We start from the raw sequence: 17,474 nt of genomic DNA, 5'->3' as shown, positions 1-17,474 counted from the left end.
GACTATCGGCTTAAGTAAATTCTACCTTGGGATGGTTTTGTAGTTCCATCGTTGTATTTAAGGATGTAGTAATAAACACCTACTGGTAACTCTCCGTCACTCAATAAGGCCGATTGATTACTGAAACCGTTAAATCTAGGTGTGTTGGCAGTTCCACTATAAACGCGACTTCCATATCGGTTATAGAACTCAATACTGAAATTAGGATAAAGAAAGTTCAAGTTATCAATATCAAAAGTATCATTGACCCCATCAGCATTAGGTGAAAACCCGTCTGGAATGGTTAGATCTCCACAAGCTGATAAATCTACCGTTACTTCTAGTCTTATACTGCTTTCACAACCAGTTGCTGCATCTATTAAAGCAGCGTAATACGTAGTTCCACTTGTCATTATTGTAGTAAGAGGTAAGGCATTCGTGCCATCAACCGCATTGTACCAAACAACGTTATTAGCAATAGAATCATATTCCAATACGTTCAAAGTAAGTTGTTGCAAAGTAGGATTATCATTGATACAGAAAAGTTCTCCATCTTGATCTAAAGTAGGGGTTGGTGCATCTCCTACAATAACCATTACTTCTGTTCTGATACTGGATTCACATCCATTTGCTTCTGTTTGAGATGCAAAATAAGTGGTTGCATCGATAAGACTTTCGGTAGCTGCTAATGGAATCGTTGCATCGATGGCATCATACCATACTATCATATCTCCAGTTACAGCTGTATCTAGATCCATTACTGTAGGATTATCAGTCGCACAAAAATCAAGAGTTGCGCTTATCAGAGTAGGCGCTGCACTTTCATCCACTTGAATGTCTAAGGTAGCTGAAGCATCTGTAGCACAAGGAGAAGTTGCAGTAACCGTATAAGTATACATTCCTGCAACGTCCACTGTTGGGTCAAATATATTAGTTCCACTATCTAGTAATGGAAACCAAGTCCCTGTCGCGTCAGGTGTACCGCCTAATTGAGTTAATAAGTCAATGATACCGTCAGATACACAAGTAGAAATCATATTGTCTGTTCCAGCATCAGGAGCTTCAGTAATCGTAACAACAACATCAGCTGAAGATGTGTTACAAGAACTAGTAACCGTATAGCTATAAGTAGCTGCAAGGTCAGTAGCTGGGTCAAATACACCACTATTACTAGCTAATGCAGGACTCCATGTTCCACCAGTAGTAGCTGTTCCCAATAAAGTGAATAAATCTGTTGTTCCATTGTCAGTACATGCATCTAAAACAGCATCTGTTCCTGCGTCTACCGGAGTTTCTACGGTTACCATTACAATGGTAGAAGCATCTGTACAAGGTGCCGTTGCACTTACCATATATTCAAAGCTATAGGTTCCAGCAACTACTGCAGTTGAATCAAATATATTTCCTGTCAGTGCCATGGTTGCATCTGTATCGATCCAAGTACCACCAGCATCCTGTGTGCCATCTAAAGCAGTAAATAAATCTACCATGCTTTGATCGTTACAAACAGAAAGTAATACGGCAACACCAGAATTAGGTGATGCAAATATATTTACCGTCACGGCAACACTATCGTTAGATTCACAATTGGTTATCGCATCTGTTTGTGTAGCAAAATAATCTTCTCCATCTAAAAGAGCATCTGTGCCTATTAGCGGATTCATTAATGCCGCATCTTCATACCATATCACGGCATTACCCATCACTGATAAATCAGCAACAGTTGCTTGATCACAAAAGTCTTGAATAGCCGGAGCAGTAGGAGCATTAATATTGCTGATCGTTATTTGTACCGTTTCCATGTCTGCACTACAAGTGGTAGAAGGAGAAACGGAATACGTGAAATTATAAACTCCCGTGGTTAAAGCAGAAATGTTTAAAATAGAACCAGTCAGTTCACCCGTAAGATCATCATCAGACCAGTTTCCACCAGCATCATTTCCAGTCAACTGAGTAAATAAATCTAATGTTTGTCCTGTAGTGATATCTGAAAGACAGATGTCTAAGTCAGTAGAAGTACCGGCATTAGGTGCATCCAACACACTAACAAGTACTGTTGCCGTATCTGAACAAGATCCATTAGTAACGGTATAGGTAAAGTTATAGTCCCCTACAACAAATCCAGTAAGGTCAACATTGTTTCCTGTTAAGGCGCCGGTAGCATCGTCATCAGACCAAGTTCCACCAGCATCTTGTCCAGACAGTTGACCGAATAAATCTAAAGGGGAGTTAGCTGCCAATTCATTGGCACAAACTACAAATGTTGTAGCTGTTCCTGCCTCTGTAAGCGCATTAATGATGATCGTAACCGTTACATCTATATCAGTACAAGTTCCTATCGCAGGAACGGCATAAGTAAAATCAAAGGTTCCGTTTGATAATGTGGTTAAGTCAATTGGATTAGCTACCGCTGTACCTGCAGAGGTGTTTCCTGCATACCATGTTCCATTCGTGTCTTGTGTTCCATCCAGTAAGTTGAAAAGGTCATAAGGCGAGTTAGCTGCTGCTTGATCTTCACAAACTGTAAAAGGTGTTCCTATATAATTACCAGATTCTGGTGCCGGAGCTACAGTTACTGCAACTGTTGAACTGTTGGTACAGGTATTCCCATCAGTGATCGTATAAGAGAAGTTATAAGTACCTACGATCAATCCGGTAAGATCAACAGTGTTGCCTGTTAAGGCGCCAGTAGTATCGTCATCAGACCAAGTTCCACCAGCATCTTGTCCAGACAGCTGTCCGAATAAATCTAAAGGGGAGTTAGCTGCTAGTTCATTTTCACAAACTAAGAATGGAGTAGGAGTTCCTGTATTAGGTAATTCATTGATAATTACCGTTACTACCACATCTACATCAGTACAAGTTCCTATCGCAGGAACTGCATAAGTAAAGTCAAAGGTTCCGTTGGCTAATGCAGTTAAGTCGATCGGATTGGTTACTGCTGTACCTGCCGAAGTGTTTCCTGCATACCATGTTCCGTTCGTGTCTTGTGTTCCATCAAGTAAGTTGAAAAGGTCATAAGGCGAGTTGGCCGCTGCTTGATCTTCACAAACTGTAAAAGGTGTTCCTATATAATTACCAGATTCTGGTGCCGGAGCTACAGTTACTAAAACTGTAGAGCTGTTCATACATCCGTTAGCGTCTGTAATCGAATAAGAGAAGTTATAAGTACCTACGATCAATCCGGTAAGATCAACAGTGTTGCCTGTTAAGGCGCCAGTAGCATCGTCATCAGACCAAGTTCCACCAGCATCTTGTCCAGACAGCTGTCCGAATAAATCTAAAGGGGAGTTAGCTGCTAGTTCATCTTCACAAACCAAGAATGGAGTAGGAATTCCTGTATTCGGTAATTCATTGATAATTACCGTTACTACCACATCTACATCTGTACAAGTTCCTATCGCAGGAACTGCATAAGTAAAATCAAAGGTTCCGTTTGCTAATGTAGTTAAGTCGATTGGATTGTTTACTGCTGTACCTGCAGAGGTGTTTCCAGCATACCATGTTCCGTTCGTGTCTTGCGTTCCATCTAGTAAGTTGAAAAGATCATAAGGCGAGTTGGACGCTGCTTGATCTTCACAAACTGTAAAAGGTGTTCCTATATAGTTACCAGATTCTGGTGCCGGAGCTACAGTTACTAAAACTGTTGAGCTGTTCATACATCCGTTAGTATCTGTAATGGAATAAGAAAAATTATAGTCGCCTACAATCAATCCGGTAAGATCCACAGTGTTGCCTGTTAATGCTCCAGTAGTATCGTCATCAGACCAAGTTCCACCAGCATCTTGTCCAGACAGCTGTCCGAATAAATCTAAAGGGGAATTAGTTGCTAGTTCATCTTCACAAACTAAGAATGGAGTAGGAGTTCCTGTATTAGGTAATTCATTGATAATTACCGTTACTACCACATCTACATCCGTACAAGTTCCTATCGCAGGAACTGCATAAGTAAAATCAAAGGTTCCGTTTGCTAATGTGGTTAAGTCGATTGGATTGGTTACTGCTGTTCCTGCAGAGGTGTTACCAGCATACCATGTTCCGTTCGTGTCTTGTGTTCCATCTAGTAAGTTGAAAAGATCATAAGGCGAGTTGGCCGCTGCTTGATCTTCACAAACTGTAAAAGGTGTTCCTATATAATTACCAGATTCTGGTGCTGGAGCAACGGTTACTATAACTGTAGAGCTGTTCATACATCCGTTAGCGTCTGTAATCGAATAAGAAAAATTATAGCCACCTACGATCAATCCGGTAAGATCCACAGTGTTGCCTGTTAAGGCGCCAGTAGCATCGTCATCAGACCAAGTTCCACCAGCATCTTGTCCAGACAGTTGTCCGAATAAATCTAAAGGGGAGTTAGCTGCTAGTTCACTTTCACAAACTAAGAATGGAGTAGGAGTTCCTGTATTCGGTAATTCATTGATAATTACCGTTACCACCACATCTACATCTGTACAAGTTCCTATCGCAGGAACTGCATAAGTAAAATCAAAGGTTCCGTTTGCTAATGTGGTTAAGTCGATTGGATTGGTTACTGCTGTTCCTGCAGAGGTGTTACCAGCATACCATGTTCCGTTCGTGTCTTGTGTTCCATCTAGTAAGTTGAAAAGATCATAAGGCGAGTTAGCCGCTGCTTGATCTTCACAAACTGTAAAAGGTGTTCCTATATAATTACCAGATTCTGGTGCTGGTAAAACATCAATTACAATCGTTTCAGAATCCTGACAAGAACCGTTATCAATAGTGTAGGTATAGTTATAAGGACTTCCTGCTACTGTAAAAGCAGTAATATCAACCGAATTGGTGACCGTGTTATTCATAGCGTCTGTCCAAGTTCCAAGATTATTATCTTGAGATCCATCTAAGGAACTGAACAAATCATAAGGAGAATTAACACTAAGGTCATTTTCGCAAAATTCAGTAACCACAGCAGTTCCTGCATTAGGATCTGCTAGCACAATGACTTGTACGGTGGTAGATTCCTCTGGACATGGATTAGGAGTTAAGTTTTGACTGTATGTAAAGTCATAAGTTCCAGGAATGAATGACGACAAATCTAAAGGTGAAGTCACCGTTGGATCCATACTGGTTGTTCCTTGTGTCCATGTTCCTCCTATGTCTTCGTTGTCCAATAATAAAGTCAGGTCATAAGATGTAGGTAATTGAGATACACAAAAACTTACTGGGTTTATTGCGGAAGGCAAACCAGAAGATAAAATTTCTAAAACCTCAATAGAAACCGTTGCGGTTTCATCTGGACACACGCCAACTCCGGAAACGGTATAAACAAAATTATAAACGCCTATTACTTGTCCACTTATGTTGACAGTTCCTTGATCTCCATTTGATGTAGTCAGAGGACCAGTCCATGCTCCTCCAGTGTCAGCATTAGGACCTAATAAAGGAAATAGGTCAAAATCTGCTGCGGGGATATTATCTTCACAATACTCTAAACTATTGCTCATTCCTGCATCAACTGGGTCATTGATTTGAACAACTACAGCTGCTGGATCACTTTCACAAAAGAAATTATCTGCCTGAACATAATAGGTAGCACCATCTACTAAAGCATCTGTATCTAACAAAGCCGGTGGAATAGGATTATTAGATCCATCCACATTTTCGAACCAATTAAAGTTAGCTGTTGTTCCAGGAAGCAAGTCAGCTATAGTTGGATTGGTATCTGAACAAAATTGCTGAGTCGCTAGAGGAGTAGGTGGCACAGGTGAAGGAAATACAGCAGTACTACCTGTTTCTATTTGGCTACGACAACCAACGGAATCAACAAATACTATAAAGTAATTGGTGTTTCCTGATAAGGCTGTTGCTGGATTTAGCAGGTTAGTGAGTGCAAAGTCGCCATAAACCTGAACACTTCCACCCGCCGGTGAATTAATGATAAGTGCATTGTCTATATAAGTCTGTACCGTAGGATTCTCATTAGAACAGAAAATAGCATCCAGACTTTGGCCGCTAGGATCTACTGTAAAGTCTACTACTAAAGCTGGACGAGTACCGCAAGTTCCTGTTGGATCGCCAGCATAATAAGTACCTTGTCTAACCAGTTGTGATTGCTGTAGAGGTGTTCCACCAGTGGCATTTAGATACCAGCGCAAACTGTTTCCAGGTGCTGGTGTTGCAAATGCATTCAAATCGTTAAAGTCAAAACCAGCAGCGTCACAAATTACCTGAGGAGAAACAGGCACCGTTGGACATTGTGCATTAATAGTGTTTAATGACACAAAGAAAAGTAAAGCCACTGCATATGGCATTATTTTCATTTTTCGGAGTAAAAATCCTTTCATATTTGTATAGTATGTAAATCGCTAATTGACAGTAAAAGTAATTCTACAACACCCTTCAATCAAAAAAAGCAATTCTATTTTTGAACAACTGATTAAACTTCGATAAAAAGTAATTTATTCCGCTAACCTATCTTTGTTAAAAATAATGATCGTTTATCCTTAAAATTACACCATTTAAATTATAAATAAAGCTGGAAAACGTCAGTTCGTTTAACATATGAGTAAAATCTTTTACCTATTTTTTTTTTATTGTTTGATCTGTTTTTATTTGACAAGAGTGACGTTTATGTTTCATTTTGGTTAAAAGGGAAATGTCCTATGTGTAAAAAAAAAGATCAAAAAAATTGAACTAGCCCAACAATAACGGCTGTTTCCATTTAAATAATAGCCTTCATAAAAGGAGCAAATAAACTTTTAAAAATGTCTCAATACCTGGAATAAGACAATAGGGAGAGCTGTACTTCATATTAACTAATAATTAATTAAAAAAGCCGTTAATTATGTTGTTCGTCGATGTTTTACAATTCCGTTAATCGTTAAAAGCTTAAAAAAGATGCTCATTTTTAATAAAAAACAAAAAAATCGTGTTTTTATTCACAAATGAATAACACTTTAACCCTTAAAACCTGTGTTTTTTTTGGATGTTTTGCTTTCGCAAAAGCGCCATTGAAATGTTGTACCGGTCAAAACAGAAATACCAGCTATACAGAAGCTATTTGCTAAGTCTTCGACTCCTAGTAGAGTTGTCCTTAAGCGGATTATCATAAGCGTTAGGTTAAAGGCTGATCTTAATCCTCCATGTCTTGATAATCAAGTAATCGTTAAAATTTTAAAAATTAAACACCTTATTTTATAGAAAACAGGCAAACCATAGTACTTTTCGAATATGAATAAATTTTTTAGCCTTTTTCTCTGTGTATTTTTATGTTCCGCTTTCGCGAAAGCGCAATTAGGATTTTGCTCTGGTCAAAGTGGAGATGCGATCTTTACAGAAGATTTTGGTCAAGGAATTACCAATGGTCCCGCCTTACCAGCTAGCGTTACCAGTTATGTTTATGTAAACAGTGGGGTTCAGGATGGTGAATACACCATTTCAAGTAATATGCAACAACTAGGAAGCTTCTGGAATGCACCAGACCATACTGGGAATCCCAATGGAAAAATGCTGATCGTTAATGCTGATTTTAATCCAGGGGTTTTTTATCAAACTCCGATTTTAGGACTTTGTGAGAACACACCTTATGAATTCAGCTCTTGGGTAATAAATGTATTGAGCAATAATAATCCCTGTGGGACTAATGAAATTCCTATTCAAGTACGATTTGAAATTTGGGACAGTACAGATACCAACTTACTTTCTGATGGGGTGATGAGTCCGCGCAATTCTGATACCACACCTTTATGGGTGAAGTACGGACTTACGTTTACAACAGCACCTGGACAAAACGGTTGTATCTTAAAAATGATCAATGAAGGTATAGGAGGTTGTGGGAATGATTTGGCTATAGACGATATAGAATTTAAAGCCTGCGGAGATATTACCGAAGTTCTCAATTCAGCAAACGCAAATTTTTCTTCCATTTGTGAAAATGACCCTGGTACCTCCATTATCTTAAATGCTGCAGCATCAACAAACGTTTTTGTCACTCCAGCATACCAGTGGCAAACTAGTAGTGATGGAATTAATTTTATGGATATCGCTGGTGCCAATACCGCTACCTATACCACTCCGGTTGTAACTACTACTACTACTTTTTATAGAGTTAAAGTCGCTGAAGACGCTATAAATCTCAATAATTCACAATGTGTCAATTTTTCTGAAATTTTTGAATTTAGAGAAGTAGTCGTTGGCCCGGCTGTCCCTAGAAGCGACCCTTTTGTATCCTGTGATGGCGAACTAGTAGATCTTATTGTTGATCTTGCGCCAGGATTAGAAGCCTATTGGTACGACAGTGCTACTGCGGGCACATTGATAAATAGCAATTCAGCCGAATATACCCCAACTTCAGCGGGAACTTATTATGTTGAAACACGTGATTCGTTGAGTGGTTGTGTGCGTCCTACAAGAGTTCCAGTAGTATATATCATAGAAAATAATCCAGTAGTCAACAATGCCGATTTTACCATCTGTCCAACTGATATGGTAGTGTTGGATCCACAAGTTCCTAATGGGAGGTATGTTTGGAATACTGGAGCAACTACACCTAGCATTAGCGTAGGAACTGAAGGAACCTACACCTGTGAGGTTTTCAATGAAGCTGGTTGTTCTTCTATTGCCAACTTTATGGTGAGCGTGGTTGAACTTCCTGTGATATCATCACTCGATCTAATAGGAGAGGAGCTTAGAATCAATTTACAAACTCCAGGCGATTACCAGTTCAGTATTGATGGAAGTCAATGGACTACTAGAAATACGTTTGATATCACCACTTTTTTACAGGTTACTGCTAGAGTTAGAGACCGTTTTGGTTGTGAAGTCGTTACACAAGAGTTTTTGCGGATTCGAATCCCTAAATTTTTCACCCCTAATGCTGATGGATTTCACGATACCTTTAAAATTTATGGTATTGACCGATTTCCTGGCGCAAGACTCGAACTCTATGATAGGTATGGAAAATTGTTACAACAAATTAATGACCTAGAAGAAGGGTGGACAGGAATGTATCGCAATCAGCCCCTTCCTAGCAATGATTACTGGTACAAGTTATACTATAAGGAGCAACTCATTACAGGACATGTGACCTTAAAACGTTAATGGCCCCTTGAATTCAAGGTGATTTTCTTAGTATATTGTGTACAAGTTTATAAAAGTACAGAAGTGGGATGCAGGACCTTTAAGAAAGATAAATCGCATCATTAAAAATTTGCTTTCGCGCTCTGATTATGCTTAGCCCAAAAAGCAAAACAAGTTCTGGCCTTACGGCATTATTTGTGTGTTTATAATGAAAAGAAGCAAAATGAAAACTATAACCTATTCCTTATTCCTGCTAGTGTTACTGACTTTTAGCTCTTGTAAAACCAGTTTTACAGAGGATGACCGAAATAAATTAGTAGACCTACAAAAACAAATGAGCCAGCAAGGTTTTGAATTTGAGGCAGATGTTGTGATTCCATTTAATACTCAAGCTCTTAATAATGTGGCCAACGATCTATTGATACGCACTGGTAACAACGTTTCACGCATCGATGTACAAGGCGATCATTACAGCCTAAAGATAGCAGAGCAAGAGAGCGAATTTGCCTTGCCATTTTACGGAGAGCGCCGCATGAGTGGAGGCTATGGTACCGATACAGGTTTTAACTTTATAGCCGATATAAAAAATATCAAGAGCAGTATCAATGAGAAAAAAGGCTATCTTTCTTATGAATTTACCACAAGAAATGATGCAGAAACGCTGGACGTCGAACTTCAAATTTACCAACCTAATAATGTGAGGTTAAGCATTAACAGTTCACACCGTACCTTTATGAAATACGAAGGCCGATTAAAATGGCTGGAAGTAGAAGAGGAGTAAGTCTAAAATTTGGAACCAATCAAATATGAGATTTTTTAATAAAGCAAGATTAGAGCAGATTAAAGCTAGCGGTTTGCGCAAGTATATGCTGTATGCAACAGGAGAAATTATTCTCGTGGTAGCAGGTATCCTGATAGCATTGTGGATCAATAACTGGAATAAAGAAGAACAAATTGCAATAGCTAATGTCCAATTACAAGAAAAGGTCTTGACGCAACTGGATAAAGATATTAATGACTTGGATGAGTTTCTAAAAGAATTAGATACTTTGGACAATACCTATCTAAGAGTTCTAGAGCGGGAGTACGATAAAACTAAAGTAGATAAAAAAGGAATATTGTCTACCATATTGTTTGATGTTAAAGATTTAAGTCTCGATAAACAGAACAGCAATTGGATAGATAATGCGGTATTACATAATTCTCAAGCCTCTGAAAATTTAATCAACCTGAGCGGGATTTATAAATCCTATTTTAAGGATATAAATGATATGGAACAAATCATTTATAAAAAGTTTACTACAAATCTGGAATACCTAGAAGAAACACAACTTTGGTATACCACTTTAATTACCGACTTAAAATGTGAGAATGATTGTATCAATTATTTATTAAAGAGTGAGGAACACAAATCGAGAATAGCTTCATTGCGATTTTTGTACATCAATGGATACGGAGACCTCGTCAACAGTTTTCATGATGACCTTATAGCATCCAGAGAGGAGCTAAAGGCAACCATGCTAGAAGAGGCTAAGTAAATGATTCTATATAGTTAGTTAGTTCTAATAAATTCTATTTGACATAATATACATTATGGTTCATTTATAATATTAAGTTATTAGGGGAATAGTATCCAGAAGCCATTTAATCTTGATACACAGATATAATGCAAATCCTCTCCTAAATAACCTATTAAGATGCAAATTAGAATTAACCAACTACAAAAGGTTCCATACCATTTCTAGTAAACAAACAGCTCTTCCTCCAGGTCTTGATACTTCATTGTTTTGACATAAGTAAAACCTTCTTTTTCATAAAAATAACGGAGTTGTTGCTCTTCTGTGGTCAGCCAATAATGCTGCTTGGGATTCATTAACAACAAGTTTTTAAGCCATAGACTCCCGTAACTTTTATTTCTTTTATCTTCAGGTACCCAAACATAACCTATGTACAAATAACCTTTTAAGAACCAATAACGAGCCTCCTCTTTATAAACCTCCATTTCTGGTGTTAAAGCAGAAAAAACAATACCTCCTGCACAAATTTCATCATCCTGCTCCAGTACATATATAAGAGCATGTTCTTTATTTTTTTTCCAAATCGATTGAATACCTTCTTGCCACTCTAAAGGCAATAGGTCTATAAAAATAGATTCGTTTTTTAAAATTTTAAGTGTCATACGGTCGTTTATAACAGCCCCCAAGACCATAACTTGTCGGAGTCCTCTTGCCATCGATCTCCAATATCGGTGCGGTAGTAACTATTATTGACAATGACGTTTTGTACTCGGTTGTACATATGCCGCTGTGCATCTTTCATGGTGAGCCCTGTTCCACTAATAAGAAGCGCTATTCCAGTGTCCCCAGTAATAAGCCATTCATTATTTACTTTTTTAAGGTGCATTATATGTATGCCCTCTTTGGCTTCCTTTTTAAGAATTACCACAGCATCTTTAGAAAAGAGTTGAAAGGTTTTCTTATCCTCATAGGGAAATGGTGGTACGACAATAAAAACTCCTACCTGAAATCCTTTTTTAACTTTGATATCAAATTTCTGACCAGAAGCCAATCGGTAGAAGAAATCGCCTAAAGGTTCATTAATTCCAGCCCGCTGGATTAGAATTTGTGGGTATCCAAATCTGGAGGTAAATTCTAATGGGTAAATACCGTTTCCGTTGACGATACAATTGATGTCTATATGTCCTATAAAATTAGATTTGGCTAGAGTGCTTTCAAATTTCTTTAGAGTCGCATCAAATATGGGAGAATCTTTAGTCCAAAACATGCTGGTCCCCATCTCCCCAGTGGAAACCCCTAATTCCTTAGGGAATAATTTCTTATGTTCAAAAGTGATATTGATAGGTTTTAAGAACTCCTTTCCGTTAAAAAAGGAAGCTATAGAAATCTCTACACCTTTTACCTTTTTTTGAAGTTGAAAATCACCAAAATTATTACCCCATGATTTTTCATAAGCTTTTAAAACTCGGATCACATCTAATCCTTCATCATCACTACCTACAAATAACAACTGCTTGAATTCTTGGGTTTCACCAGAAGGTTTGATAACATAAGTATCTGGATGTTTTTCAATAAATACAATAGCCTCTTGAAAATTAGTAAATTCATAAGATGGCAGTACTTTAATCTTATGAGCTTTCAATTGTTGATGGCCAAAATTGCGGTCTAACTCTAATGAATCCGTATAAATGGATCCACCTACAACAAGTTTTCCAGCATTTCTAAGTTCTTCGCAAATGGCTCCATAACCGGTGTAATCAAAAATAATTAAGTCTGCCCAATCGGTATGTTTCTTCCAATCGGTAACTTTAGGACAAAAGCCATAACCAATTTCTTTACAACCTCTTTCTTGTATAAAAAACTTAATACTATGGCCTTCTGATTGGATAGCATTTGCAATATCCAAAGTCTCTCCATACTTGGAAACAAAGAGGATTTTTCTTTTCACGCTCACTGTTTTATTTTTAAACTTGACAATTGTACTGTTATCTGATTCCATAAGTATAAGATCTTATAAAAATACGGGACCACTTCAAGCAGTTCCGATTTACTGTTATTCTACTTTTTTTAATGTTTTTAACACGTAAGTCTCTAGAGAGAACTCCCCATCTACTGTTTTTTTGGAAACAACTTCATAAGTAATTTTAAAACTTTCTCCTATCAGGTCGTATGATTCTAAATCAAAAGATTTTAATATTTCCTCAGGTACTACAGTAAAAGAAAGGAAGCTGTCTTCTCCGTATTCAGTACCTGAAATAGTGAAATTAAACTCTTCATATTCGTAACCGTCATAAATTACTACAGCAGTCTTTAATTCCTGATCTATTGTTTTAAAAGAAGAGAAAAATATACCTACTGCACATAAAAATACTATTGCTTTTGTTTTCATTATTTTTAAATTTTTAGATTTCTAATTATATGTGTCATGGATGTTGACCACCTCAAGTCCAATAGGCTTTTAGCACCCCTTAAGTTTAAGAAGTTACACGTGGTTGCGCCCGCTAGATCGCTATAGTATCTTTACATATTTAAGGAATAAACAGCCTTTAAATTACTTAAAGAAAACATTTTTTTTCAGCCTGTTATTCTTACGAAATGTAAACAAAAAAATCATTCAAAATCACGTTGTATAATTATTATATGAGCAAAATAGATAAGGAGATAGAAGCCGTTATAGGCGGTGTAAAGAAGGGACAAATCACATTCAAACTCATATAGATTGTTACTACTTGCGTTCAATTGTAGTTTCAATAGCACTCCTATCCCATTTTAAATAGATACTTTTGGAGATCCATACATCCATATGTATTCTATTGCATAAAATAAGAACTTATGATCCCTAAGCTACATTACCTTTCACAAGCAACTACTAGCGCCGCACATTTAGAAAACATCCAAAAAGCCTGCAGCTCTGGAGCCGAATTGGTACAACTTGACCTGGAGCATATTGATGGAAAAGATCATTTGAAACTCGCTCAAGAAGTATTAAAAATAACAGCGCATTTTCAAACCAGGTTGGTTATTAAGACCTTTTATAAGATTGCCCATGAGGTCAAAGCAGACGGTCTTTACCTAGAACAAAATGATGCCTGCCCTACTCTAGCTAGAGAAGAGTTGCACCCTTGGCAAACTATAGGCGCTACAGCACATAGCTTAGAAGAATGTAAGACTTTGCTCACTAAAGAAGTAGATTATATAGGATTGGGGCCTTTTAAAACAACTTCAGAAACCACAAGTAAAGCTTTAGGTAAGAATGGTTATACCCTTATATCAGAGGCTTTAAACACAGATACTCCTCTTATTGGTTTTGGCAAGATTACCACAGAAGATGTAACAGACATTCTAGCCACTGGCGTTTCTGGTATTATGGTTGCTGAGGCTATTACTTCCGACTTTAATACCATAAAAACATTCAATGAATTGTTGGGAGCCTCTTCAACCGATGAGATGCGACATACCTTTAAATAGGTGAAAAAAGTTGTTTGTAATGGTTTGGGCGTTTCCCTAACGGGTCCCGCTTTTCACTTTATCTTTTGTTTTAAAAAGAAAAACAAAAGGATGCCGTTGCAATCGGTTACGCAAAACAGAAAGGAAATAAGAATCAAGAAAAAAGGTCAACTTTAATCTAATGAACACAGGTATCGCATCCATAGCCGTTACAGATCTTGATCGTCTAGAAGTCGATTTGATAAAACGCTATAAAGACAAAGTGCTGTTGTTACTTATTTATAACAATGACTGTCTAGGTTGTACAGGGCGTGCCCTGCCACTCGCCTATGAATTCCAATGTCAGTACCCTAGTATACAAGTAGCCGCCATCCATGCGGATTTTCCAACAAGAGAAGGCACAAAAGAAAATATAAAAAGTGTTTTTACTAGTGGCCAGATCCCTTTCCCTATCTATATAGACCAGCACCACAAAGTCTACGAGCAATTCCATGCTGAAGGCACACCACAATGGCTCCTGATCAGCTCCAATGGCCAACTCTACAGATCCATATTTGGATCGCAGGACAATGCTAAGAATCGGTTATTTTATGCATTGGAGAGTTTGTCGGGAATCGACGGGTAGTTTCAAATCATTTTGATGAAAAAATTATAATAACAGCACCGACCTGAATCGGGGTTCAAATCAACTGCTACCTCCCTTTCGCAATATGCCTTGATTTGATCAAAGAAAAAAAACGGCTAACTCCCTCACTTTAAAAGCCCTATAAATGCCGCCTTGGAATTGTGAACATCTATTCTGGTCTTTAAGGATTGGAGCTGGCGCAGCAGCCTATATTTGGCGTCCTTAAAACAAAAAATATGAGTGCAACTTGGTACGAGTGCAAAGTAAAATATAGAAAATTTGATGAAGCCTCTGGCACACAAAAAATAAAGACAGAGCCCTTCCTGGTGGATGCGATTTCTTATACAGAAGCCGAAAGTAGAATCACTGAAGAAATGGCAGCTTATTTGCCAGAAAGCGAAGAAATTAAAATCACCAATATCAAGGTGGCCAATTATGCAGAGATCCACCCGTTTGAAAATACAGATCGCTGGTTCAAATCCCGTGTATCCTTAATTGCCTTTGACGAAGAAAGCGGTAAGGAACGCAAGACCAATATGTACTTATTAGTTCAAGCTAATGATGTCAAGGAAGCTTATGAAAACACAGTCCTAACTATGAAAGATACGATGGGAGAATACACCATCCCAGCGGTGGCTGAGTCGCCTATTATGGACGTATTTCCTTATTTCTCTGGTGAAGAGGAAGATATGGAGCAATTAAAATCATTTGTCGCTCTTAAAAATTCAGTACCTGTTGTACATACTATGGACAAAGATCTAGAACTAGCAGACGTTCTCGCTACTGCCGAGGAAGAATAACCTGCCATTACATACAGAGTTTATTGATGTAATGCAGCATCTATCGGATCTAATCGCAACATCTTATGATTCCAACACCTTTAAATAAAGACCATAAAAAAGCCCCATCAAAATTGATGGGGCTTTTGTCTAAATATATAAATATATATTAGAGAACCTTTACGTTTACTGCGTTTGGTCCTTTGTTTCCTTCTTGTAAATCAAATTCTACTTCGTCACCTTCTCTAATCTCATCGATTAATCCTGAAATGTGTACAAAATGGTCTTTTTCAACTCCTTCTTCTGTGATAAATCCAAATCCTTTAGTGTCATTGAAAAATTTTACTGTTCCTTTACTCATCTTAATGTAATTTATTTTTTATTAATACTAATATTACTGCAAAGATAGTACCATTTATCCACATGACAACATCCTTTGCAAAAAGGCTACTTTATTTCTTTGATAATAAAGAATACCAACGACATCTGTACGGTCTACTTTCTTAGTATAAAGCGGTCTACCTTCTTTGTCTTGCTTGATAAATTTAAAAATAAATCTTGTTAAACCAAGGCAATTCTATATAAGGATACCTAATTTTACAAACTAGAAAATAACACTAATTACATCACCAATAGTTCCCAACAAAGGCCACTTTTATGAAAATAGAACATCTGTTATATGATTATTTAGTAGCATCAGGATTGTCAGACACAGCAGCCAAATATGCAAACCTCATCAGCTTGCTCTTTGTGCTCTTGGTCTTAGCGTTTATTATTGATTTTATCACGAGTAAAGTGATCATCAAGTTATTCACTCAATTTAGCGAAAAAACAAAAACCGCTTTTGATAATTTTTTAGTTAAAAACAGGGTACCTCAAAATGTAGCTCATATCATTCCGCTTCTGTTGATCCTGGAGTTTAACCCTAAGGTATTTGTCGATTTCCCATACCTTGAGGCTGTAGTGGAAAAAGGTCTTAAGGTATTTGCAATCCTGCTCATTTTATGGATAGCTCGTAGCTTTTTAAATGCTCTTAAAGATTACTTCAAAACTTTACCTCGCTTAAATGATAAGCCTATAGACAGCTACATACAGGTGATTATGATCTTTGCTTGGTTGCTCGGGATACTTTCTGCTTTTGCGATCATGACAGGGATAGAGTTTATAAAATTCATCACGACTATTGGTGCGGCTTCAGCCATCATTATTTTAGTGTTTAAAGATACCATTCTTGGTTTTGTAGCCAGTATCCAGGTGTCTATAAACGATATGGTGCGCATAGGTGACTGGATCACTTTTGAAAAATACGGCGCTGATGGTGATGTGGTCGAGATCAACCTATCGACAGTTAAAGTTCAAAACTTTGATAAAACCATTACCACCATACCTACCTATGCCCTTATTTCTGATTCTTTTAAAAACTGGCGTGGTATGGAAGAATCAGACGGCAGACGTATTAAAAGAGCTTTAAATATCAAATTAGACAGTATCAAACATCTAACCATAGATGAAGTAGAACAATTAAAAGACATTCAGCTGATTTCTTCCTATTTAGAATCTCGCCAATCTGATATTACCACGTATAACGCAGAAAATAACATCAATAAAGAATTGTTGTTAAACGGTAGAAACCTTACCAATATAGGCGTGTTTAGAAAGTATATGGAGACCTATATTGAGAACCATTCGGGTACCAATAAGGAAATGATGATCATGGTGCGACAGTTAGCCCCTACTGCTCATGGTATTCCTATAGAGATGTATGCTTTTAGTAGTGATAAGCGCTGGCAAAATTATGAGTACATCATGGCCGATATATTTGACCATCTGATTGCAGCAGTACCATATTTTAATTTGGAAATATTTGAACTGCCTAGTAATTCGAGTTTTACCGATTGGACTAAAAGCACTGTTCACGCTATAGAGAGCAACAACCAGTAACCTATTGCTATTGTTAAGAATGTTTATACTACTTCCGCTTTCGCGAAAGCGAGGCAAAAAAAAACAGCACATAACACTCTAAGAATTAGTTGGCATCAGATATGCTACTTGTTATCCAAAAAACTACATGCGGGAATAAGCCAAAAGAGT

12 protein-coding genes are annotated in these 17,474 nt (G+C 37.6%); 7 read left to right on the top strand and 5 right to left on the bottom strand.

Annotated elements, in window-relative coordinates; genetic code table 11:
• Positions 1–2: 2 nt before the first annotated feature.
• Positions 3–6,257 carry a gliding motility-associated C-terminal domain-containing protein gene (locus CW736_RS10810; RefSeq protein WP_157810934.1) on the bottom strand — a complete coding sequence of 2,085 codons (6,255 nt, stop codon included), beginning with the start codon at positions 6,255–6,257 and terminating at the stop codon, positions 3–5.
• A 910-nt stretch (positions 6,258–7,167) separates the two neighbouring features.
• Between CW736_RS10810 and CW736_RS10805 the strand changes: the two genes are divergently transcribed.
• The 3 genes from CW736_RS10805 (at position 7,168) to CW736_RS10795 (ending at position 10,553) form a co-directional block, all read left to right on the top strand.
• Positions 7,168–9,036 (top strand): T9SS type B sorting domain-containing protein, encoded by a 1,869-nt coding sequence (locus CW736_RS10805; RefSeq protein WP_101013951.1) that lies wholly within the window; start codon positions 7,168–7,170, stop codon positions 9,034–9,036.
• 202 nt (positions 9,037–9,238) lie between these two features.
• On the top strand, positions 9,239–9,796 hold the full coding sequence (locus CW736_RS10800) for a DUF4251 domain-containing protein (RefSeq protein ID WP_157810933.1): 558 nt from the start codon (positions 9,239–9,241) through the stop codon (positions 9,794–9,796).
• 25 nt (positions 9,797–9,821) lie between these two features.
• The gene (locus CW736_RS10795) at positions 9,822–10,553 is read left to right on the top strand and encodes a hypothetical protein (RefSeq protein ID WP_101013949.1); all 732 of its coding nucleotides are present in this window, start codon (positions 9,822–9,824) and stop codon (positions 10,551–10,553) included.
• 203 nt (positions 10,554–10,756) lie between these two features.
• Here CW736_RS10795 and CW736_RS10790 read toward each other — a convergent pair whose 3' ends face one another.
• From CW736_RS10790 to CW736_RS10780, 3 genes are all read right to left on the bottom strand, one after another.
• A complete protein-coding gene (locus CW736_RS10790) occupies positions 10,757–11,194 on the bottom strand; it encodes a hypothetical protein (RefSeq protein ID WP_101013948.1) in 438 nt (145 codons plus the stop codon).
• A gap of 8 nt (positions 11,195–11,202) precedes the next feature.
• Positions 11,203–12,480, bottom strand: coding sequence for a phosphoribosylamine--glycine ligase (locus tag CW736_RS10785; protein ID WP_232735350.1), 1,278 nt, complete (start codon positions 12,478–12,480; stop codon positions 11,203–11,205).
• A 105-nt stretch (positions 12,481–12,585) separates the two neighbouring features.
• Positions 12,586–12,921 carry a hypothetical protein gene (locus CW736_RS10780; RefSeq protein WP_101013946.1) on the bottom strand — a complete coding sequence of 112 codons (336 nt, stop codon included), beginning with the start codon at positions 12,919–12,921 and terminating at the stop codon, positions 12,586–12,588.
• A gap of 443 nt (positions 12,922–13,364) precedes the next feature.
• On the opposite strand from CW736_RS10780, the gene CW736_RS10775 reads away from it, so the two are divergent.
• The 3 genes from CW736_RS10775 (at position 13,365) to CW736_RS10765 (ending at position 15,404) form a co-directional block, all read left to right on the top strand.
• Positions 13,365–14,000, top strand: a complete 636-nt coding sequence (locus tag CW736_RS10775; RefSeq protein WP_101013945.1) for a thiamine phosphate synthase — start codon at positions 13,365–13,367, stop codon at positions 13,998–14,000.
• Between the two features lie 160 nt (positions 14,001–14,160).
• Entirely contained in the window at positions 14,161–14,604 is a 444-nt protein-coding gene (locus CW736_RS10770) for a TlpA family protein disulfide reductase (protein WP_101013944.1), read from the top strand.
• Positions 14,605–14,840: 236 nt separating this feature from the next.
• Positions 14,841–15,404, top strand: a complete 564-nt coding sequence (locus CW736_RS10765) for a DUF4494 domain-containing protein (protein ID WP_101015122.1) — start codon at positions 14,841–14,843, stop codon at positions 15,402–15,404.
• A gap of 148 nt (positions 15,405–15,552) precedes the next feature.
• Here the strand turns inward: CW736_RS10765 and CW736_RS10760 are convergent, their stop codons facing one another.
• Entirely contained in the window at positions 15,553–15,744 is a 192-nt protein-coding gene (locus CW736_RS10760; RefSeq protein ID WP_101013943.1) for a cold-shock protein, read from the bottom strand.
• 296 nt (positions 15,745–16,040) lie between these two features.
• Here CW736_RS10760 and CW736_RS10755 point away from each other — a divergent pair, with 296 nt between their 5' ends.
• Entirely contained in the window at positions 16,041–17,324 is a 1,284-nt protein-coding gene (locus CW736_RS10755) for a mechanosensitive ion channel family protein (RefSeq protein WP_101013942.1), read from the top strand.
• Positions 17,325–17,474: the final 150 nt, after the last annotated feature.

The organism is Nonlabens sp. MB-3u-79 (assembly GCF_002831625.1).
Taxonomy (GTDB): Bacteria; Bacteroidota; Bacteroidia; order Flavobacteriales; family Flavobacteriaceae; genus Nonlabens.
This window is presented reverse-complemented; position numbering and strand designations above follow the sequence as displayed.